Here is an 18,958-nt window from a genome sequence, read left to right on the forward strand (position 1 = left end):
CTACACGCAGCCCTTGGGTTTGGGGAGCCCGGCGATGTAGGCCATGGTCTTGGCCGGCTTGCCGGGGAACAGCTCGAACAGGTCCGGGATCGGGAAGCCGCCCACCGTGCTGGTCCGCCGGAGCGTCGCGGTCTCACCACGCCCCGGGTAGTCGTCCCGCAGGAACCGGATCGGCGCCCAGTGCGCATCCGTCATCTCGATCCCGAGTTCGTGGGCGAGCTGGGCGCCCTTGCGCTCGTCCCACGTCTCGTCGGGCATTGCGGACGCGGCCGTCGCCAGCGGCGTTGTCGCCAGTCGCGGCTTCGGGACGTCGCGGCCCTTCGTCGGAGCCGCAGCGACCCTCGGCGCCGCCCGCGGCGCCGGGGCAGGGCTGGACGGGGGCTGGACGGACGGGAGCCCGGTCGCTGCCGGCGTGACGTCCTTCTCGACGCGCTTGCCGGCCAGGCTCATCGCGGTCGGGATCATCGGGATCGGCCGGCCCGGCAGCAGCAGGTTCCAGTAGATCCAGCGGAACGCCAGCTTTCCGAGGTGGTTCAGCCGGGTCTCCTTGAGCAGCTGGAACGGCCCGGCGACGGGCAGCGGGAACGTGCCCGTGAACGGCTCGGTGGTGTAGTTGAAGTCCAGCAGCATGCCCTTGCCGCCGCCCGACTCGATGAAGCAGTTCGCGTGCCCGTCGAAGCCGTGCGTGACCGGGCGTCCGTTGAACTCGTCGACGAAGTTGTGGACGAACACGTCCACGGCGAAGTGCGCGACCGAACCGGCCTTCGACGTCTGCAGCGTGCCCGCGTCCCCCAGCACCCACACCCCGGGGTGCGCGAGGCTCGCCATCGTGTGCTGGTCGCAGGGCACGAGGTTCAGCTCGTCGCCCATGCCCGACCGCGCCACCCAGTCGGCGCCCATGTTCAGCGGGACGGTGACCAGCAGGTCGAAGCCGATCCGCCGGCCGTCGAAGGAGACCAGCTCGGACGCGTCGTTGTCGACGTGCTCGACGGCGAAGTCCGTCTCCAGCGTGATCTGCCGGTCGACCAGCGCTGTCGCCAGCTCGCGGGACGCCACCGGCTTGGTGAACGCACCGTCCAGCGGCGTCACGTAGGTGATCTCGGTCTTCTCCCTGATGCCGTGGCTGCGCAGCCAGTCGTCCGCGAGGAACGTGAACTCCATCGGCGCGACCGGGCACTTGATCGGCATCTCGGTGATGTGCACGACCAGCCGGCCGCCGCGGAACCGCCGCATCGCCTCGGTCAGCGCCTGCGCGCCGGGCAGGCTGTAGAACTCGTGCACCTTCTCCCGCCACAGCGCGCCCTGCATGCCGGGGGTGGCGTCCGGACGCGGCGAGACGCCGGTGGCGACGACCAGGTAGTCGTAGCCCAGCGTCCTGCCGTCGGCGAGGTGCACCGCCCTGTGGTCGGGGTCGACGCGGTCGATCTCGGTGAGGACGAGGTCCACGCCGTCGTCGAGGAAGCGGTGCCGCGACCGCACGATGTCGGTGGTGTTGTAGATGCCGAACGGCATGAACAGGTAGCCCGGCTGGTAGTGGTGGGCGTCGTCCCTGTCGACGACGGTGATGTGCAGTTCGTGCTTGCCCAGCTCCGCGCGCAGCTTGTTCGCGACCATGGTGCCCGCGGTGCCGCCACCCAGGATGACCAGCCGTTTCATCAGTGAACTCCCGTCAGCAGGATTACGTACGATTATACCCAAGGGGGTATCGGACGCACAGCTGTTCGGCAAAGTTCCCGACCGGTTCCGGACCGCGGGCAACTGCTGGCCACCGCTCGGGTTGTCCGTCAGGGTGTGAAAGGCTGGGCGCGAACGCGGGAACGACTATTGTTACGTTTCAAATGACTTGGAGGAAGGCCAACGATGACCGGTTTCACCTGGACGGACCTCGACCAGCGTGCGGTGGACACCGCGCGGGTGCTGGCGGCGGATGCGGTGGAGAAGGTGGGGAACGGCCACCCGGGCACGGCGATCTCGCTGGCGCCGCTGGCGTACCTGCTGTACCAGAAGGTGATGACCGGTGATCCGGCCGACCCGACGTGGGTGGGCAGGGACCGGTTCGTGCTGTCGGCGGGGCACTCCTCGCTGACCCAGTACTGCCAGCTGTTCCTGGCCGGCTACGGGTTGGAGGTGGAGGACCTCGCGTCGCTGCGGACGGAGGGCTCGCTGACGCCGGGGCACCCGGAGTTCGGGCACACCAAGGGCGTGGAGTGCACCACCGGCCCGCTGGGCGCGGGCGTGTCGGACGCGGTCGGTTTCGCGATGGCGGCCCGGCGGGAGCGGGCGCTGCTCGACCCGGAGGTCCCGCTGGGCGAGTCGAGCGTGTTCGACCGGTTCGTGTACGCGATCGCCGGGGACGGCTGTATGCAGGAGGGGGTGGCGTCGGAGGCGTCCAGCCTTGCCGGGGCACAGAAGCTGGGCAACCTGATCCTGTTCTACGACGACAACCGGATCTCGATCGAGGGTGACACGAAGATCGCGTTCACCGAGGACGTCGCGGCCCGTTACGCAGCCTACGGCTGGCACGTGCAGCACGTGGACTGGACCAACGGTGGCACCGGCTACACGGAGAACCTGCAGGCGCTGTGGGACGCGATCGAGGCCGCGAAGGCCGTCACAGACAAGCCGTCCTTCATCAAGCTGACCACCGTGATCGGCTGGCCGCTGCCGACCAAGGCCGGCGACCACTCCGTCCATGGCTCGAAGCTGGGTGCCGCGGAGGTCGCAGGCCTGAAGTCCGAGCTGGGCTTCGACCCGGACGCCTCCTTCGCCGTCGAGCCGGAGGTGCTCGCCCACGCCCGCGCGAACGCGGCCGAGCGGGCCGCGGCGGCCAAGGCCGCCTGGGATCCGCGGTTCGCCGACTGGATGGCGGGCAACCCGGCCAAGGTCGCCCTGTTCGAGCGGATCATCACCCGGGCGCTGCCCGAGGGCCTGGCCGCGGCGCTGCCGGTGTTCCCGGCCGGCAAGAAGGCCACCCGGGCGGCGTCCGGTGAGGTGCTGAGCGCGATCGCCGACGTGATGCCGGAGCTGTGGGGCGGTTCGGCCGACCTGGCCGGCAGCAACAACACCACGATGAAGGGCCAGCCGTCCTTCCTGCCGCCCGAGCAGTCGAGCCACGAGTTCGCGGGCGACTACACCGGCCGGACGCTGCACTTCGGCATCCGCGAGCACGCGATGGGCAACATCGTGAACGCGATCACGATGTCGGGCCTGACCCGCTGCTACGGCGGCACGTTCCTGGTCTTCGCCGACTACATGCGCGCATCGGTGCGCCTGGCGGCCCTGCAGAAGGTGCCGTCGGTCTTCGTGTGGACGCACGATTCCATCGGCGTCGGCGAGGACGGCCCGACCCACCAGCCGATCGAGCACCTCGCCTCGCTGCGGGCGATCCCGGGGCTGGACGTGATCCGTCCGGCCGACGCCAACGAGACGGCGCAGGCCTGGCTGGCCGCGTTGTCCCACACCGACCGGCCGTCGGCACTGATCCTGTCCCGGCAGGACCTGCTCACGGTCGACAGGGACGCGGCCGGTGTTGCGCCCGCGTCCGACCTGGTCAAGGGCGCCTACACCCTCGTGGACGCCGATGGTGACCTTCAGGTCGTCCTGATCGCCACCGGTTCGGAGGTCGAGGTGGCCCTGGCCGCCCGCGACCAGCTGCAGGCCGAGGGGATCGGCACCCGGGTGGTCTCGGCCCCGTGCCTGGAGTGGTTCAACGCCGAGAGCCCGGAGTACCGGGAGTCCGTCCTGCCGGCCGGGGTCGCGAAGGTGTCGGTCGAGGCCGGCATCGCGATGGGCTGGCGCGAGTACGTCGGCCCGACCGGCGAGATCGTCTCGGTCGACCACTTCGGCGAGTCCGCGTCCGGCGCCCTGCTGTTCACCAAGTACGGGTTCACCGCCGAGAACGTCGCGGCGCACGCCAGGACCGCCCTCGCCAACGCGTGACCGGGAGCTGTCGACGAGCACGGTGACCGGCGCCCAACTGGCGAGTTCCCGGGGCCAGCGGCTGCGCGCGAACGGCGCGCTGCTGCTGGCCTCGGCGCTGTGGGGTTTGGCCTTCGTCGCCCAGCGGGTTGGCGCGGGCCACGTCGGCACCTTCGCCTTCACCGGACTCCGGTTCGCCCTCGGTGCGCTGGTGCTGGTCCCGATCATCCTGGGCAGGGACCGGATTCGGCGGGTCCCGGCGGCCCGGCGTCGCGCGGCCACCCGGGCCGTGATCGGGCCCGGCGTCCTGGCCGGCGTCCTGCTCACCGTCGCGGTGAACCTCCAACAGGCGGCGATGATCGACACCCCGGTCGGCAACGCCGCCTTCATCACGGGCCTGTACATGGTCGCCGTCCCCGTGATCGCGGCCCTCCGCGGCCGACGCAGCAGCGTTCCGACGGTGATCGGGGTGGTGGCGTCCCTGGCCGGGCTGTACCTGATCACCGTGACCGACGGCCTGATGATCGGACGCGGCGAGCTCCTCCTGATCGTCAGCTGCCTGCCGTGGGCGCTCCAGATCCTCGTGATCGAGCACTACAGCCCGCGGCTGTCCGCGCTGCGGTTCGCCGCCGCCCAGTTCCTCACCTGCGCGGTCCTCAGCCTGGCGGTCGCCCTGCTGTTCGAGCCGACCCCGTTTGACGGGGTCGGGGACGCGCTCGTCCCGCTGCTCTACGGCGGTCTGGTCTCCGTCGGCATCGCCTACACGCTGCAGGTCGTCGGGCAGCGGCACGCGCTGGCGACCCACGCGTCCCTGATCATGGCGACCGAGTCGGTCTTCGGCGCGATCGGCGGCGCCCTCCTGCTCGGCGAGTTCATGGACCTCCGCGGCTACGTCGGCGCCGCCCTCATGGTGACCGGCATCCTCGTCTCGCAGATCGGCCTCCCGTCGGCCCCGGTGGACGACCTCAGCGACGCGGCCGAGCCGTCCAGCTAGCGGTCAGCGGGCACCCGTTCCCGGAACCCTTGCGCGAGGAGGCTCGCGGCGACGTCCGCATCCTCGGTGCGCACCTGGACGCTGCGGGCGTCGTGGTGGCTCGCCCACCACAGCACGTCGGTGAGCACGGGGCTCCACGCCGCGGTCACCCACTCACCGTCCACGCTCGCAGGAGCCGGGGGAGGGTCTGTCCAGGCGCCCAGCGGCACCGGGTCGAGCCGGTCGAGGAGGTCGCAGAGCCGGGCGACGAACGTCCGCCCGCCCACACCGGCCGCCGCAGCCAGTCGGTCGAGGTCGGCGAGCGGGGTGCGCAGCGGGTCGCGTCCACGGGCGACGCCGACCCGGCGCCACACCTGCACGCTCGACCAGGCGAGCTCGTGGTCGGTCCCGCGCCGGTCCCGCAGCCGCAGCAGGTCGGCGTCCACGGCCAGCACGAAGCCGACCAGGTCGCCGGGCTGACCGTCCGGCCGGACGCGTCGCACGCTCACCCGGCTGCCCGGGACCGGGCCGGGTTCGGGACGCCGGTGGGCCACTCCCCATCATCTCCCGTTGTCAGTTGTAGAGTGCTCGTGAGTTTGGCACGTCTCGAACCAGGAGCCCAGCAATGACCTACGTGATCACCCTCCCGTGCGTGGACGTCAAGGACCTCGCGTGCGTCGAGGAGTGTCCGGTCGACTGCATCTACGAGGGCAACCGGATGCTCTACATCCACCCCGACGAGTGCGTCGACTGCGGAGCGTGCGAGCCGGTCTGCCCGACCGAGGCGATCTTCTACGAGGACGACGTCCCCGCGGACCAGGCCGAGTACTACGACATCAACGTCCACTTCTTCGACGAGGTGGGTTCGCCCGGCGGCGCCGCGAAGCTGGGGCCGATCGACGCCGACCACCCGACCGTCGCCGCCCTGCCGCCCCAGGGCGAGTGACCCGCGGGCCGGCGGGCCGGCTGCCCGACTTCCCCTGGGACACGATCGCGGACGCGCGTGCGGTGGCGTCCGCACACCGCGACGGCATCGTCGACCTCTCGGTGGGGACGCCGATCGATCCCACCCCCGAGCTCGCCCGCCGCGCTCTCGCCGACGCCTCGGACGCGCCCGGCTACCCCACGACGTGGGGGACGCCGACCCTGCGCGCGGCGATCATCGGCTACCTGACCCGCCGCTGGGGCGCGTCCGGCCTGACCGACGAGGGCGTGCTGCCGCTCGTCGGGACGAAGGAGTTTGTCGCGCTGCTGCCGACGCTGCTCGGCGTCGGGCCGGGGCAGGGGGTGATGATCCCGGAGACCGCGTACCCGACGTACGCCGTCGGAGCGCTGATGGCCGGGGCGGCGCCGCTGCCGTGCGACGACCCGTCCCGGCTGTCCACCCTGCGGCCCGGCCTGGTCTGGATCAACTCCCCGGCGAACCCGCACGGGGCGATCCTCGACGCGGACGAGCTGAGGGAGTGGGTCCGGGCCGCCCGCGAGGTCGGCGCCGTGCTCGTGTCCGACGAGTGCTACGGCGAGTTCGGCTGGGACGCCGAGCCGGTCTCGGTGCTGAACCCCCTCGTGAACGGCGGCTCCCTCGACGGGGTGCTGGCCGTCCACTCGCTGTCGAAGCGGTCGAACGCCGCCGGCTACCGGGCGGGCTTCGTCGCGGGCGACCCGTCGATCGTCCGCACGCTGCTCGAGGTGCGCAAGCACGCCGGAATGATGCTGCCCACGCCCGTGCAGGCCGCGATGGCCGCGATGCTGGACGACCAGGCGCACGTCGAGGAGCAGCGCGAGCGCTACCTCCGCCGCCGCGAGCTGCTGCGTCCGGCCCTGGAGGCGGACGGCTTCCGGATCGAGCACTCCGAGGGCTCGCTGTACCTGTGGTGCACGCGCGACGAGGACGGCCGCGACAGCCTCGACCACCTCGCATCGCTGGGGATCCTGGTCGCCCCCGGCGACTTCTACGGCCCGGCGTCCCGCGACTTCGTCCGGATCGCCCTCACCGCCACCGACGAGCGGATCGCCGCCGCCGTGCGCCGGCTCCGCGGCGAAAGCTGAGCGTCCTCAGCGGGGCGTGGCGCCGTCGAACACCAGCACCACCTCGGAGGCGGTGTCGGTCGGCCCGTTGCCGACCCACTCGGCGAGGCCCGACGTCGAGTGCGCCCAGCTGTACGGGCCGAGCGTGACCCCCGACAGCCCGTAGGCGGACGTGTTGGCGATCGCCAGGTGCGCGACCGCCCACGCCTGGATGGGGGAGCCGGCGGTGACGGTGAGCCGGTCGTCCTTCCGGGAGACCGTGACGTTCTCGCTGCCGAGGGTCTTGACCAGGAAGTCGTCCATCCCCCCGGGGTCGGCCACGGCCGGCTTGGCGACCACGCAGGTGAAGGACGCGGGCGTCTCCCCGGTCAGCGAGCTGGCCAGGGTGCGCGCGTTCTGCTCGTGGCGTCGGTACGCCTCGGGGTAGGCGCTGCGCTGGACGGCCTGCGCGACGTCGTTGATGTCCTTCGTCTGCCAGCCGGAGACCTTCACCATCTCGCGGTAGAACGAGCGGGTCGAATACCACGGGTCCATGATCTGTTCCTGCGTGCCCCAGCCCTTCGACGGCCGCTGCTGGAACAGTCCGAGCGAGTCCGCGTGCCCGTAGTCGAGGTTGCGGATCCCGGACTCCTGGTACGCGGTCGCCAGCGCGATGGACGCGGCCCGCGGCACCAGCCCGCGCTTGATCGACATCCCCGCGATGATGGCGGCGTTGCGCGCCTGCTCGGGGTCGATGGTCGTCGTGTGGTCGCCCGCGGTGGCCGTGCAGCGGTCCTCGATCGGCAGTGGCGACTTGTTGTAGCCGGCCCACAGCGCCACGCCGCCCGCCACCAGCGCGAGCACCACGACGATCCCCAGGACTGCCCAGAGCGCTGCCCTGGCCGTTTTCACGCGGACCTCAGTTGTCGTGCAGCGCCGAGTTCAGCTCGACGCCGGAGCCGGTGCGCGAGCGGGCCTCGACCGCCCCGGTCACGGAGTTCCGCAGGAACATCAGGCCGCTCTGCCCGCTCAGCTGCAGGGCCTTGGCGACCGAGCCGTCGGGGAGCGTGACCTTCGTGCCCGCGGTCACGTACAGCCCGGCCTCCACGACGCAGTCGTCGCCCAGGGAGATCCCGACGCCGGACTCGGCGCCGAGCAGGCACCGCCGGCCGATCGTGATCTGCTCCTGGCCGCCGCCCGACAGCGTCCCCATGATGGACGCGCCGCCGCCGATGTCCGAGCCGTCGCCGACGATCACGCCCGCGGAGATCCGGCCCTCCACCATGGACGTGCCGAGCGTCCCGGCGTTGAAGTTCACGAAACCCTCGTGCATCACGGTCGTGCCCGCGGCGAGGTGGGCGCCCAGCCGGACGCGGTCCGCGTCGGCGATCCGCACCCCCGACGGCACCACGTAGTCGGTCATCCGCGGGAACTTGTCCACGCCGAGGACGGCGACGCGCCCCCGGGCGGACAGCAGGGCGAGCCGGACGTCCTCGAAGTCGTCGACCGCACACGGACCGAAGTTCGTCCACACGACGTTCGGAAGGACCCCGAACAGCCCGGTGAGGTCGATCGTCCGCGGCGCGCACAGGCGGCTGCTGAGCAGGTGCAGGCGCAGGTACGCGTCCGGCGTGTCCGCGGGCGGTGCGTCGAGGTCGATCTCGACCAGCCGGGGCTCGGTGTGCACGCGCCGCTCGTCGTCGTCCTGGGCGGCGGCGACCAGGGCCTGGGGAGGCTCGCGGTCGGTGGCCGCCCCGAGCGCAGGGGCGGGGAACCAGGTGTCGAGGACCTGGCCGGAGTCGTGGACTCCCGCCAGGCCCCAGCCGTGGGCGGGTCGGGTCATGGCGGCCAGCCTACCGAGGGGGCGAATGCCTAGACTTCGGGCATGCGCCTCGACCTGACCGGTGACCTCGTGACCCTGTTCCGGCAGATCGTGGACGTGGAGTCGGTCAGCGGGAACGAACGGGAACTCGCGGACCTCGTCGAGGCTGCCCTGCGCGAGCAGCCCCACCTGGACGTGGTCAGGGACGGCGACACCGTGATCGCCCGCACGAACCTCGGCCGCGACCAGCGCGTCGTGGTGGCCGGACACCTCGACACGGTTCCGGTCGCGGCCAACCTGCCGTCCCGGCTCGTCGACGACGTCGTCCACGGCCGCGGCACCGCCGACATGAAGGGCGGGGTGGCGGTGGCGCTGGCGTGCGCGGCCGCGCTGACCTCGCCGAACCGCGACCTCACCTGGGTCTTCTACGACCACGAGGAGGTCGCCGCGGCCGACAACTCCCTCACCCGGATCGCCCGCGAGCACCCGGAGTGGCTGGAGGGCGACTTCGCCGTCCTGATGGAGCCGACCTCCGCCGGCGTCGAGGGCGGTTGCCAGGGCACGCTGCGCTTCACCGTCACCACGCGGGGACGCGCCGCGCACTCGGCCCGGTCGTGGCTGGGCCACAACGCGATCCACGACGCCGCGGGCCCGCTCGCGCTGTTGCAGGCCTGCGAACCCCGCGAGGTCGAGGTCGACGGCCTCACCTACCGCGAGGGGATGAACGCGGTGGGGATCGCCGGCGGCATCGCCACCAACGTGATCCCGGACACCTGCGTGCTGACCGTGAACTTCCGGTTCGCTCCCGACCGCGACGAGGCGGACGCCGTCGCCCACTGCCGGCAGCTGTTCGCCGGCTACGACCTCGAGGTCGTCGACTTCGCCCCTGCGGCGCGGCCCGGCCTGGACCGTCCGATCGCGCAGGAGTTCCTCGCTGCGGTCGGGGGCGAGCCGCGGCCCAAGTTCGGGTGGACGGACGTGGCCCGGTTCGGTGCCCTCGGCGTCCCCGCGGTGAACTTCGGGCCCGCGGACCCGGGCCGGGCCCACGCCGACGACGAGTGCTGCCCCGTCGCCGACCTCTACACCTGCAGGGACGCCCTGCTGCGCTGGCTGGCCTGAGGCCGCCGCGCTGCGGTGACCGCGCGCAGAGTCGCCAGCACCGCGCCCACCGTCGGCACGGCCTCCGCGCCGCGGACCGTGACGGCCCGCACGCTCCGGTCGCTGGCCGGCAGCACGTCGTGGGCGCTCGTCCCCGCCGGCAGTTCGAGCGGCTCGAGGGCCAGCCGGGGCTGCAGGGCGACCCCGACCCCTGCCGCGACGAGGCCCAGGACCGCGACCGAGTTGTCGGTGGCGTGGGCGATCCGCGGCGTCATCCCCAGCGCGCCGCACGCGGCCAGCAAGTGGCCGCGGCACAGCGGGCAGCCGGCGATCCAGGCCGCGTCGGCGAGGTCGGCGAGGCGGACGGACGCCGCACCGGCCAGCCGGTGCCCTGCCGGCAGCACGACCGCGACGGGGTCGTCGAACAGCGGCACGACGGACGCGCCGGACAGCTCGGCGTGGGGATCGGCGGCGTCGCCGGGATAGCTGAACGTGATCGCGACGTCGATGCTGCCGTCGGAGAGCAGCGCGAGGGACTCGGGCGGCTCGGCCTCGGTGTAGGCGAGCTGGACGCCGGGGTGGCCCTCGGCGAGGCGGGCGATCAGGGTGGGGACGATGGTCGACGAGGCGCTCGGGAAGGCCGCCACCCGCACCGTCCCCGTGGTGGTGTCGACCAGGTGGGTGAGCTCGTCCTCCGCGGCGGCGAGAGCGGCGAGGACGGTGGCGGAGTGCCGCGCGACGACGCGTCCGGGCTCGCTGAGGCGGACGCCGCGTCCGACGCGGAGGACCAGCGGCGCCCCCAGCCGGGCCTCCGCCCTGCGCAGGTGCTGGCTGAGCGCCGGCTGGCTGTAGCCCAGTGCAGCCGCGGCGGCGGTGATCGACCCGTGGTCGGCGATCGCGCGCACGATCCGGATCGTGTGCAGGTCGAGGCGCGGCTCCGAACTCATGCGTCCAGCTTATCGATAGGACAGGAAACATGCTCTGGTGTGATCAGGGCACGCGGAGCAGGCTGGTCCCATGACTGCGCTGCTCAACGCCCCGTCGACGCTGCTGACCGTGCCCGGGCTGGCCGGCGAATTCGACGTCGGACCCGGCTACCTGGCGGCGGCGACCTGTGGGGTGGTGCCGCGCCGGGCGGTCGAGGCGTTGCAGGCTGACCTGGAGCGGTGGCGGAGCGGTCGGGCGGACCCGGGTGCGTACGACAACGTGGTCGCGCGCACCCGGGCCAGCTATGCCCGGGTCGCGGGGGTGCCCGTCGCGCAGGTCGCGATCGGGTCCCAGACCTCCGCGCTGGTCGCCAACATCGCAGCGTCGCTGCTGCGGGTTCGGAGGTCCTCGTCGCGGCCGGGGACTTCACCTCGGTCGTGTACCCGTTCCTGGCCGTGGATGGTCTGGTGGTGCGGGAGGCGCCGCTGGCCGGGCTCGCCGCGGCGGTGACCGAGCGCACGGCCCTCGTGGTCTTCTCGTTGGTCCAGTCCGCGACAGGCGAGGTGGCCGATGCGGACGCGGTCGTCGCGGCGGCGAGGGCGTGTGGTGCGGCGACGCTCGTCGACCTCACCCAGGCCGCCGGCGTGTTCCCGGTGGACGCGGGCCGCTTCGACGCGACCGTCTGCCACGCCTACAAGTGGCTGTGCGCGCCACGCGGCGTCGCGTTCCTGACCGTGGCCCCCGACTTCGCCGCGCGGCTGCGTCCGGTCGCCGCCGGTTGGTACGCCGGGGACGACCCGTGGGACAGCATCTACGGCACCCGGATGCAGCTCGCCACCGATGCGCGGCGCTTCGACGTTTCGCCGGCCTGGCAGGCGTTCGTGGGCGCGGAGGTGTCGATCGGGCTGTTCGCCGGCGCCGACGTCCCCGCGATCTGGCGCCACGCGTCGGCCCTCGGCGCCGAGGCGTGCCGCCGGCTGGGCGCGCCCGCGCAGCACAGCGCGATCGTCACGCTCCCCGATCCCGACGGCTGTGGGCTCGCCCGCCTGGCCGCCGCGGGGATCAGGGCGTCGGGCAGGGCGGGACGCCTGCGGCTCGCCTTTCACGTCTGGAACACCCTCGACGACGTCGCCGCGGTGGGGGCTGCGCTGACCTGAGCGGCCCTGCGGTACCGCGCGGACCCGTCGCGCACCGCGCCGTCCTGCCGGATAATGCGAACCGTGAGCAAGAGCGTCCGCACCCAGGGCCCGGTGATCCGGCGCCACGACCAGGTCCAGCCGACGACGACGGACGAGCGGCTGCTCGCCAACAAGGGCGACGGGGAGTGGGTGCACGCCGACCCGTGGCGGGTGTTGCGCATCCAGGCGGAGTTCGTGGAGGGGTTCGGGACGCTGGCGGAACTCGGGCCCGGCATCGGCGTGTTCGGCTCTGCCCGGACGCAGAAGAAGGACCCGATGTATGGCGCGGCTGTCCGGATCGGCGCAGGGCTGGCGCGGGCCGGCTTCGCGACGATCACCGGCGGCGGCCCCGGGATCATGGAAGCGGCGAACAAGGGGGCGCTGGAGGCCGGTGGTGTCTCGGTCGGGCTCGGCATCGAGCTCCCGTTCGAGGAGTCACTGAACAAGTACGTGTCGCTCGGGATCAACTTCCGCTACTTCTTCGCCAGGAAGGTGATGTTCCTGAAGTACTCGCAGGGCTTCGTGGTGATGCCGGGCGGCCTGGGGACGCTGGACGAGGTGTTCGAGGCCGTCACCCTCGTGCAGACGGGCAAGGTCACCTCGTTCCCGATCGTGCTGTTCGGGTCGGCGTTCTGGACGCCGCTGCTGGGCTGGCTGAAGGACCGCGTCCTCGTCGACGGCTACGTGTCGGCGGGCGACCTCGACCTGTTCCAGCTGGCCGACGACCCCGACGAGGCCGTGGCGCTGGTCACCGGTCCCGGACCGGCTGGCCCGCCCGCGCCGACGCCGCAGATGTAGGCGGTTGGCGTTCGACGGGGCCCCGGCTGGGTAGAGTTCCGCGCATGGAGTGGGTCCTGTGGATGATCGCGGTGGCGATCCTCGGTCTGGCGGCCGTGGCCGCGAGCGGGCAACTGGGCGAGATGCCGTCCACCGTGACCGACACGCCGCGTCCGCACCTCCCGTCCGGGGAGCTCACCGGCGACGACCTGAGGGGCCTGCGTTTCGGCGTCGTCACGCGTGGCTACTCGATGCAGCAGGTGGACGAACTGCTGGAACTCCTGGCCCGCCAGCTCGACACCGACCAGCGCCCGGAGTCCTGAGCGTGCCCCGCCAGTCGGCGGGGGATGGAATAATGGGGGAGTTGGATCCACAACCAGCCAGAAATTGAGGTATGCGATGGCAGCGATGAAACCGCGGACCGGCGACGGGCCGATCGAGGTGGCCAAGGAGGGTCGCGTGATCGCCATGCGCATCCCCGCTGAAGGCGGCGGCCGGCTCGTCATCGAGATGAACGCCACCGAGGCGGCGGAACTGAAGGCCGCGCTGGAGGGCGTCGTCGTCGCCTGAACCTGATCGAGAAATGCGGGCCCCGGGAGATCCCCGGGGCCCGCATTCTTTCGTTTCCGTCGTCAGCGCGACTGGTGGAACGCGATCGCCTTCTCGTACACAGCGATCGTCTCCCGCGCGATCTTCTCCCAGGAGAACTCCTCGATGCACCGCTGCCGACCGGCCCTGCCGTAGCGCTCGGCGAGGGCGGGATCGCGCGTGATCTCGTTGATCGCCGCGGCGAACTGGTCCTCGAAGGCCGCGACGTAGGCCGGGTCGCCGGCCTGCTTGGGGTCGTAGGGCACCAGCGTGCCGGTCTCCCCGTCCACCACGACCTCGGGGATGCCGCCCACGGCGGACGCGACGACGGCGGTCTCGCAGGCCATCGCCTCGAGGTTCACGATGCCGAGCGGTTCGTACACCGAAGGGCAGGCGAACACGGTGGCGTGGGTGAGCACCTGGCGCACCGACGCGCGAGGCAGCATCTCCTGCACCCACTTCACGCTGCCCGACCGGACCCGGTTCAGCTCGGCGAAGGCGCCGTCGAACTCGGCCGCGATCTCGGGGGTGTCCGGGGCGCCGGCGAGCAGCAGCAGCTGGGTGTCCGGGTCGAGCTGCTGCGCGGCGCGGACGAGGTGGACCAGACCCTTCTGCCGCGTGATCCGTCCGACGAACACCACCAGCGGCCGGTCGCGGTCGACGCCGAGGGAGTCGACGACGTCGGTGCCGGTGTCAGGTTTGAACTCGTCGGGGTCGATCCCGTTCTTCACCACGTACACCCGGTCGGGGTCGAGCGCGGAGTAGGAGTCCAGGACGTCGCGGCGCATGCCCTCGCTCACCGAGATGACGGCCGCGGCGTCCTCGAAGGCGGTCTTCTCCGCCCACGACGACACGCGGTAGCCACCGCCGAGCTGCTCGGCCTTCCAGGGCCGGTGCGGTTCGAGCGAGTGGGACGTGACCACGTGCGGCACGTCGCGGAACCTCGAGCCGATCAGGCCGGCGAAGTTGGCGTACCAGGTGTGGGAGTGGATCACGTCGACGTCGCCGATGGCGTTGGCCATCGACACGTCCGCGCCGAGCACCCGGAGAGCGGCGTTGGCTCCGGGCGGGAAGTCCTCGGCGTGGGCCGTCGCGCCCTCGCGCGGCTCGCCCATGCACTGGACCTCGACGTAGTCGGTGAACTTGCGCAGCTGGGGCACGAGCTGGCCGACATGGACGCCCGCGCCGCCGTAGATGTGGGGAGGGTACTCCCTGGTGAGGATGGAGACTCGTAGGGCCATGGGGCGATCGTGTCACACCGGATGCTCCGCCGAGGAGGGGTTGGGCGGATCGGTTCGGGCTCCCGTCCGACATTTCGTGTGTTTCCTTGTGGCGACCCTGCGGACGGCCTAGGTTCAGTGGCATGACTAGTGGGCCGAATGTCCTGTCCATCGTCCTGGCGGGGGGCGAGGGAAAGCGGCTGATGCCGCTCACCGCCGACCGTGCCAAGCCCGCGGTCCCGTTCGGCGGGACCTACCGCCTGATCGACTTCGTCCTGTCGAACCTGGCGAACTCCGATCTCACGAAGATCTGCGTGCTCACCCAGTACAAGTCGCACTCCCTGGACCGGCACATCTCGTTGACCTGGCGGATGTCCAACCTGCTCGGCAGCTACGTGACGTCCGTGCCCGCCCAGCAGCGGACCGGCAAGCAGTGGTACCAGGGCAGCGCGGACGCGATCTTCCAGTCGATGAACCTGATCAACGACGAGGACCCCGACTACGTGGTCGTGTTCGGGGCGGACAACATCTACCGGATGAACGTCGAGGACATGGTGAACTCGCACATCGCCTCGGGCATGGACGCGACCGTCGCCGGCATCCGCGTCCCCCGCAAGGAGGCGAGCGCGTTCGGGATCATCGACGCGGCCACCGACGGGAAGATCAACGCCTTCCTGGAGAAGCCGAAGGACCCGCCCGGCCTGCCGGACAGCCCGGAGGAGTCGTTCGCGTCGATGGGCAACTACGTGTTCACGCGGAAGGCGTTCGTCGAGGCGCTCAACGACGACGCGGCGACCGCCGACTCGCGCCACGACATGGGCGGCAACATCATCCCCGACTTCGTCGCGGCCGGCTCGGCCCAGGTCTACGACTTCACGGCGAACAACGTCCCCGGCTCCACGGAGAAGGACCGCAACTACTGGCGTGACGTGGGCACCATCGAGGCCTACCACGCCGCGCACATGGACCTGGTCTCGGTCGAGCCCGACTTCAACCTGTACAACCGGAAGTGGCCGATCTGGACGTCGCAGGCCCAGCTGCCCGGCGCGAAGTTCACCCTGCGCGGCACGGCCGAGGACTCGATCGTGTCCTCCGGCTGCATCATCTCCGGCGGCGACGTGGACCGATCGGTGCTCTCGCCGAACGTCATGGTCGACAAGTGGGCCAAGATCGAGGAGTCGGTGATCTTCTCCGGCTGCCGGATCGGACGCAACGCCGTCGTCCGGCGCGCGATCCTGGACAAGAACGTTGTCGTCCCCGACGGGGTCGAGATCGGCGTGAACCAGGAACACGACCGTGCCCGCGGCTTCCACGTGGAGAGCGGCATCACCGTCGTCGCCAAGAACGAGAAGGTCCCCGGCAACTGGTGATCCGGGGCGGCGCCCCTCAGCCGGCCGGCTCCTCCGGCACGGCGAGGGGGAAGACGTCGACGTGCACCTCGTAGCGGCCCGCGCCCGGCGGCGGCGTCCGCCCGCGAACGGCCGCCGAGTGGCGCTCGAGGACTTCTGACAGCTCGGCGGCGAGGGCGTCGGCCTCCTGCGCCGTCAGCCTCAGGTTCGCCCGGGTCAACGCGCCCTGGTCGTCGGCGGACGTCGGGTCGAGGTGGTCCAGCCACGAGGTGAGCGCCGCCGCGCGCTCGGCGATGGCGTTCCGGATCATCAACTCCGCGATCGGGCCGGTGTCCGGGTCCGCCAGGTCGGGGTCCGACAGCACGAAGCCGACCGGACGCCACCAGCGCTCGCGGCCGCCGCTGTGCGCCGGGTCGTCCTCCACGAAGCCGTGCCGCTCGAGTTGGCGCAGGTGGTAGCTGGTCTGCCCGCTGCTCTCGCCGATGATGCGGGCCAGCTGGCTGGCCGTGGCCGACTCACGGCGTTGCAGCTCCTCGTACAGCCGGAGCCGCAGCGGGTGCGTGAACGCCTTCAGCTTCTCCGGGCTGATCGGCGTGCGCCGGGCCTCCCCGCTCTTGCCATCCGCCATATGCAGAGATACCTTTGCATAGATTTCTTTGCAGAGAACTCTCTGCATGGCAGCAGTCTAGGAGGATGGAGGCCCGGATGTCAGCGATCGGGGGCGGTCGGTCGACGGGTGCCGGCCGCGGGCTGGGACGTCCGTTCGCCGCACAGTTGGCCTCCACGGGGCTGGCCAACCTGGGCGACGGCATCCTCGGCACCCTCGCACCGCTGCTCGCCCTGTCACTGACCGGCTCACCACTGCTGATCTCCCTGCTGTCGGCAGCGACCTGGCTGCCCTGGCTGCTGTTCGGCATCGCGGCCGGCGTCGTGATCGACAGAGTGGACCGGCGTCGCGCGCAGGTCGTCGCGCTCTCCGCGAGGGCCGCGGTGCTCGGCCTCGGGGGGTGGCTGGGCGCGTCCGGCGGCCTGACCATGACGTGGCTGGTCCTGCTGGTGCTCGCCTACGGCGTCACCGAGGTGTTCGCCGACCTCGGGGCGACCTCGATCGTCCCCGACCTGGTGCCCGCCGACCGGCTGTCGGCCGCCAACGGCCGGGTGGTGGGCGTACAGCAGGTGGCGAACTCCTTCCTCGGGGCACCGCTCGCCGGAGCGCTGGTCGTCCTCGGCGCCGGCGTGGGCTTCGGCACCTCGGCCGCGCTGGCCGCCCTGGCCGCGCTCGTGCTGGCCGTGGGGCTGCGGGGGCGGTTCCGCAAGGACCGCGGGCTCCTTCAGGACGGCCGTCGCGGCCCGCTGGGCGAGGTGCGCGAAGGGCTGGAGTTCCTGTTCCGGCACCCGGCGCTGCGTCCGCTGGTGATCGCGGGCAGCGTGCTGAACTTCGCCTTCACCGGCTACTTCGCGGTGTTCGTCCTCTGGGTGGTCGGTCCCGGCTCGGCGCTCGGGCTGACCGAATCGCAGTACCCGCTGCTGATGCTCGGCTTCGCGGCCGGGGCCGTCCTGGGGTCGGTGCTGGTGGAGGCGGTGCAGCGTCGGGTGGGGGAGTTGGTCACGGTGAACGTGTCGCTGTTCGGCAGCGCGGCGCTCCTGCTGCTTCCCGTTGTGTGGCCGAACCCCTGGGTGGTCGGGGCGACGCTGACCGTGGTCGGGGTGGTGAATACGCTCGGCAACGTGGTCACCCAGTCCTGGCGCCAGCGGCTCGTGCCGGGGCCGCTGCTGGGCCGGGTCGGGGGAGCGAGCCGCGCGCTCGGGTTCGGGCTGATGCCACTGGGTGCCCTCACCGGCGGTCTGGTGGCCGAGCAGTTCGGGCTCGCCGTGACCTTCGTCGGGGCGGTGCTGGTGTGCCTGCTCGCGTGCGGCTACCTCGCCAGGGCGCTCGGGAACGGGGCCGACCTCCCGCTGTCGACCGCGGACGCCGAGGCGCTCGCGTAGGCGGCCCGGGCGCTGTTTCGATGGGTGCACTGCTGCGGAATTGCACACTCAATGGTCGGGAGGCGGCCCTACGGGCTGCGCCAGGCCATCCACTGTGCGTTTTCGCAGCGCGCCCGGGAGCCGGTCCCTGTCGTCCCGGGCTTGACTCGGGATCCCTCACAGGACGCGCCGCGTCGGGCGGGGTGTGGCGCGGCTGCGGAATTGCGCGCTGGATGGTCGGGAGGTGGCTCTACGGGCTGCGCCAGGCCATCCACTGTGCGTTTTCGCAGCGCCCGGCAGCCGGTCCCTGTCATCCCGGGCTTGACCCGGGGTCTCTCACAGAACGCGCCGCGTCGGGCGGGCGCTGGCCGCCTCAGTTGCGGACGGCGACCAGCAGGCCGTCGCCGACCGGCAGCAGCGCGGGGGTGAACGCCTCGTTCTCGAGGACGGAGGCCAGCGCCTCGCGGATGATCAGCGGCTCGTCGTCGTCGACGCGCTCGTCGGCGACGAGGCCCTGCCACACTGCGTGGTGGAGCACGACCACCCCGCCGGGACGCAGCAGCCGTTCGGCCTGCGCGACGTACTCGACATACTCCAGCGGGTCGCCGTCGACGAGGACCAGGTCGTAGGCGCCGTCGGTGAGCTTGGGCAGGACATTCAGTGCCTGGCCGGCGATCAGCCGCACGCGCCGGGTGGCGATGCCCACCCCGGTCAGCACCTCGCGGGCCGCGAGCTGGTGCTCGGCCTCCGCGTCGATGCTGGTGAGGACGCCGTCCGCGGCCATCCCGGCGAGCAGCGCCAGCGCGGAGACCCCCGTGCCGGTGCCGATCTCCGCGACCGCGCGGGCGTTCAGCATCCGTGCCAGCACGGTGAGGGTCGCGGCGACGCCGGTGCTGACGCTCTCGACGCCGAGGTCCTCCCCGCGCTGGCGGGCGGACGCGGCCCCGTCCGGCTCGGCGACGAACGCCTCGGCGTAGGCGAGCGTGGTCGACGGCGAGACCGTGCGAGCGGAACTCTTCGGTGCGGGATTCACGGGTGCCAGCCTACGGCCCCACGCGCGCCTGCGGGGAGACCGGCCCCGATCGCAGGGTCGACGCGCGGTGTGAGACGACCGGGCCGTGCAGGGGAGCGCC

General features: G+C 71.9%; 20 protein-coding genes. 12 read left to right on the forward strand and 8 right to left on the reverse strand.

Going from position 1 to position 18,958, the window contains the following annotated elements; translation table 11 throughout:
* A complete protein-coding gene (gene sqr / locus QM779_RS17845) occupies positions 1 to 1,656 on the reverse strand; it encodes a type III sulfide quinone reductase, selenoprotein subtype (RefSeq protein WP_428538212.1) in 1,656 nt (551 codons plus the stop codon).
* Positions 1,657 to 1,860: 204 nt separating this feature from the next.
* Here sqr and tkt point away from each other — a divergent pair, with 204 nt between their 5' ends.
* Complete coding sequence (gene tkt / locus QM779_RS17850; protein ID WP_428538215.1) at positions 1,861 to 3,939, forward strand: transketolase; 2,079 nt, start codon at positions 1,861 to 1,863, stop codon at positions 3,937 to 3,939.
* Positions 3,940 to 3,961: 22 nt separating this feature from the next.
* Positions 3,962 to 4,912 (forward strand): DMT family transporter, encoded by a 951-nt coding sequence (locus QM779_RS17855; RefSeq protein WP_428538218.1) that lies wholly within the window; start codon positions 3,962 to 3,964, stop codon positions 4,910 to 4,912.
* On the opposite strand, the gene QM779_RS17860 is transcribed toward QM779_RS17855, so the two are convergent.
* Positions 4,909 to 5,400, reverse strand: coding sequence for a hypothetical protein (locus QM779_RS17860; protein ID WP_428538221.1), 492 nt, complete (start codon positions 5,398 to 5,400; stop codon positions 4,909 to 4,911). The genes QM779_RS17855 and QM779_RS17860 overlap by 4 nt on opposite strands.
* A 116-nt stretch (positions 5,401 to 5,516) precedes the next feature.
* Between QM779_RS17860 and fdxA the strand changes: the two genes are divergently transcribed.
* Together fdxA and dapC are read left to right on the forward strand one after the other, a co-directional pair.
* Complete coding sequence (gene fdxA, locus QM779_RS17865) at positions 5,517 to 5,837, forward strand: ferredoxin (protein ID WP_428538224.1); 321 nt, start codon at positions 5,517 to 5,519, stop codon at positions 5,835 to 5,837.
* Positions 5,834 to 6,940: a succinyldiaminopimelate transaminase gene (gene dapC / locus QM779_RS17870; RefSeq protein WP_428538227.1), complete on the forward strand. Its 1,107-nt coding sequence runs from the start codon at positions 5,834 to 5,836 to the stop codon at positions 6,938 to 6,940. Before fdxA ends, dapC begins: the two co-directional genes overlap by 4 nt.
* Positions 6,941 to 6,946: 6 nt before the next feature.
* Here dapC and QM779_RS17875 read toward each other — a convergent pair whose 3' ends face one another.
* Positions 6,947 to 7,810, reverse strand: coding sequence for a hypothetical protein (locus QM779_RS17875; protein ID WP_428538230.1), 864 nt, complete (start codon positions 7,808 to 7,810; stop codon positions 6,947 to 6,949).
* A gap of 7 nt (positions 7,811 to 7,817) precedes the next feature.
* Positions 7,818 to 8,741 (reverse strand): 2,3,4,5-tetrahydropyridine-2,6-dicarboxylate N-succinyltransferase, encoded by a 924-nt coding sequence (gene dapD / locus QM779_RS17880; protein WP_428538233.1) that lies wholly within the window; start codon positions 8,739 to 8,741, stop codon positions 7,818 to 7,820.
* 42 nt (positions 8,742 to 8,783) lie between these two features.
* Between dapD and dapE the strand changes: the two genes are divergently transcribed.
* Positions 8,784 to 9,839 carry a succinyl-diaminopimelate desuccinylase gene (gene dapE, locus QM779_RS17885; RefSeq protein ID WP_428538236.1) on the forward strand — a complete coding sequence of 352 codons (1,056 nt, stop codon included), beginning with the start codon at positions 8,784 to 8,786 and terminating at the stop codon, positions 9,837 to 9,839.
* Here the strand turns inward: dapE and QM779_RS17890 are convergent.
* The gene (locus QM779_RS17890) at positions 9,800 to 10,765 is read right to left on the reverse strand and encodes a LysR family transcriptional regulator (RefSeq protein WP_428538239.1); all 966 of its coding nucleotides are present in this window, start codon (positions 10,763 to 10,765) and stop codon (positions 9,800 to 9,802) included. The two genes, dapE and QM779_RS17890, sit on opposite strands and share 40 nt — an antisense overlap.
* 70 nt (positions 10,766 to 10,835) lie before the next feature.
* Between QM779_RS17890 and QM779_RS17895 the strand changes: the two genes are divergently transcribed.
* The 5 genes from QM779_RS17895 to QM779_RS17915 all read left to right on the forward strand — a co-directional run bounded on the left by QM779_RS17895 (position 10,836) and on the right by QM779_RS17915 (position 13,270).
* The gene (locus QM779_RS17895) at positions 10,836 to 11,255 is read left to right on the forward strand and encodes a hypothetical protein (protein ID WP_428538242.1); all 420 of its coding nucleotides are present in this window, start codon (positions 10,836 to 10,838) and stop codon (positions 11,253 to 11,255) included.
* Positions 11,183 to 11,902: an aminotransferase class V-fold PLP-dependent enzyme gene (locus QM779_RS17900; protein WP_428538245.1), complete on the forward strand. Its 720-nt coding sequence runs from the start codon at positions 11,183 to 11,185 to the stop codon at positions 11,900 to 11,902. Before QM779_RS17895 ends, QM779_RS17900 begins: the two co-directional genes overlap by 73 nt.
* A 54-nt stretch (positions 11,903 to 11,956) precedes the next feature.
* On the forward strand, positions 11,957 to 12,721 hold the full coding sequence (locus tag QM779_RS17905) for a TIGR00730 family Rossman fold protein (protein ID WP_428538248.1): 765 nt from the start codon (positions 11,957 to 11,959) through the stop codon (positions 12,719 to 12,721).
* Between the two features lie 44 nt (positions 12,722 to 12,765).
* Entirely contained in the window at positions 12,766 to 13,023 is a 258-nt protein-coding gene (locus tag QM779_RS17910) for a DivIVA domain-containing protein (RefSeq protein ID WP_428538251.1), read from the forward strand.
* A 76-nt stretch (positions 13,024 to 13,099) separates the two neighbouring features.
* Positions 13,100 to 13,270: a DUF3117 domain-containing protein gene (locus QM779_RS17915; protein ID WP_300143940.1), complete on the forward strand. Its 171-nt coding sequence runs from the start codon at positions 13,100 to 13,102 to the stop codon at positions 13,268 to 13,270.
* Positions 13,271 to 13,332: 62 nt separating this feature from the next.
* Here QM779_RS17915 and glgA read toward each other — a convergent pair whose 3' ends face one another.
* Positions 13,333 to 14,529 (reverse strand): glycogen synthase, encoded by a 1,197-nt coding sequence (glgA, locus tag QM779_RS17920; RefSeq protein WP_428538255.1) that lies wholly within the window; start codon positions 14,527 to 14,529, stop codon positions 13,333 to 13,335.
* Positions 14,530 to 14,651: 122 nt separating this feature from the next.
* Between glgA and glgC the strand changes: the two genes are divergently transcribed.
* The gene (gene glgC / locus QM779_RS17925; protein WP_428538258.1) at positions 14,652 to 15,878 is read left to right on the forward strand and encodes a glucose-1-phosphate adenylyltransferase; all 1,227 of its coding nucleotides are present in this window, start codon (positions 14,652 to 14,654) and stop codon (positions 15,876 to 15,878) included.
* Positions 15,879 to 15,894: 16 nt separating this feature from the next.
* On the opposite strand, the gene QM779_RS17930 is transcribed toward glgC, so the two are convergent.
* Entirely contained in the window at positions 15,895 to 16,485 is a 591-nt protein-coding gene (locus QM779_RS17930) for a winged helix-turn-helix domain-containing protein (protein ID WP_428538261.1), read from the reverse strand.
* 77 nt (positions 16,486 to 16,562) lie between these two features.
* On the opposite strand from QM779_RS17930, the gene QM779_RS17935 reads away from it, so the two are divergent.
* Complete coding sequence (locus QM779_RS17935) at positions 16,563 to 17,846, forward strand: MFS transporter (protein WP_428538264.1); 1,284 nt, start codon at positions 16,563 to 16,565, stop codon at positions 17,844 to 17,846.
* A 352-nt stretch (positions 17,847 to 18,198) separates the two neighbouring features.
* Here the strand turns inward: QM779_RS17935 and QM779_RS17940 are convergent, their stop codons facing one another.
* Positions 18,199 to 18,858 (reverse strand): O-methyltransferase, encoded by a 660-nt coding sequence (locus QM779_RS17940; protein WP_428538267.1) that lies wholly within the window; start codon positions 18,856 to 18,858, stop codon positions 18,199 to 18,201.
* Positions 18,859 to 18,958 lie beyond the last annotated feature (100 nt).

The organism is Propionicimonas sp. (assembly GCF_049840635.1).
Taxonomy (GTDB): domain Bacteria; phylum Actinomycetota; class Actinomycetes; order Propionibacteriales; family Propionibacteriaceae; genus Propionicimonas.

Bases quoted from the DNA above. Each gene is read 5' to 3' on its own strand.
- sqr (WP_428538212.1), bottom strand. From the start codon at position 1,656: ATGAAACGGCTGGTCATCCTGGGTGGCGGCACCGCGGGCACCATGGTC.
- QM779_RS17935 (WP_428538264.1), top strand. From the start codon at position 16,563: ATGTCAGCGATCGGGGGCGGTCGGTCGACGGGTGCCGGCCGCGGGCTG.
- QM779_RS17890 (WP_428538239.1), bottom strand. From the start codon at position 10,765: ATGAGTTCGGAGCCGCGCCTCGACCTGCACACGATCCGGATCGTGCGC.
- dapD (WP_428538233.1), bottom strand. From the start codon at position 8,741: ATGACCCGACCCGCCCACGGCTGGGGCCTGGCGGGAGTCCACGACTCC.
- QM779_RS17895 (WP_428538242.1), top strand. From the start codon at position 10,836: ATGACTGCGCTGCTCAACGCCCCGTCGACGCTGCTGACCGTGCCCGGG.
- QM779_RS17930 (WP_428538261.1), bottom strand. From the start codon at position 16,485: ATGGCGGATGGCAAGAGCGGGGAGGCCCGGCGCACGCCGATCAGCCCG.
- glgA (WP_428538255.1), bottom strand. From the start codon at position 14,529: ATGGCCCTACGAGTCTCCATCCTCACCAGGGAGTACCCTCCCCACATC.
- QM779_RS17905 (WP_428538248.1), top strand. From the start codon at position 11,957: ATGCGAACCGTGAGCAAGAGCGTCCGCACCCAGGGCCCGGTGATCCGG.
- dapE (WP_428538236.1), top strand. From the start codon at position 8,784: ATGCGCCTCGACCTGACCGGTGACCTCGTGACCCTGTTCCGGCAGATC.
- tkt (WP_428538215.1), top strand. From the start codon at position 1,861: ATGACCGGTTTCACCTGGACGGACCTCGACCAGCGTGCGGTGGACACC.
- QM779_RS17910 (WP_428538251.1), top strand. From the start codon at position 12,766: ATGGAGTGGGTCCTGTGGATGATCGCGGTGGCGATCCTCGGTCTGGCG.
- QM779_RS17915 (WP_300143940.1), top strand. From the start codon at position 13,100: ATGGCAGCGATGAAACCGCGGACCGGCGACGGGCCGATCGAGGTGGCC.
- fdxA (WP_428538224.1), top strand. From the start codon at position 5,517: ATGACCTACGTGATCACCCTCCCGTGCGTGGACGTCAAGGACCTCGCG.
- glgC (WP_428538258.1), top strand. From the start codon at position 14,652: ATGACTAGTGGGCCGAATGTCCTGTCCATCGTCCTGGCGGGGGGCGAG.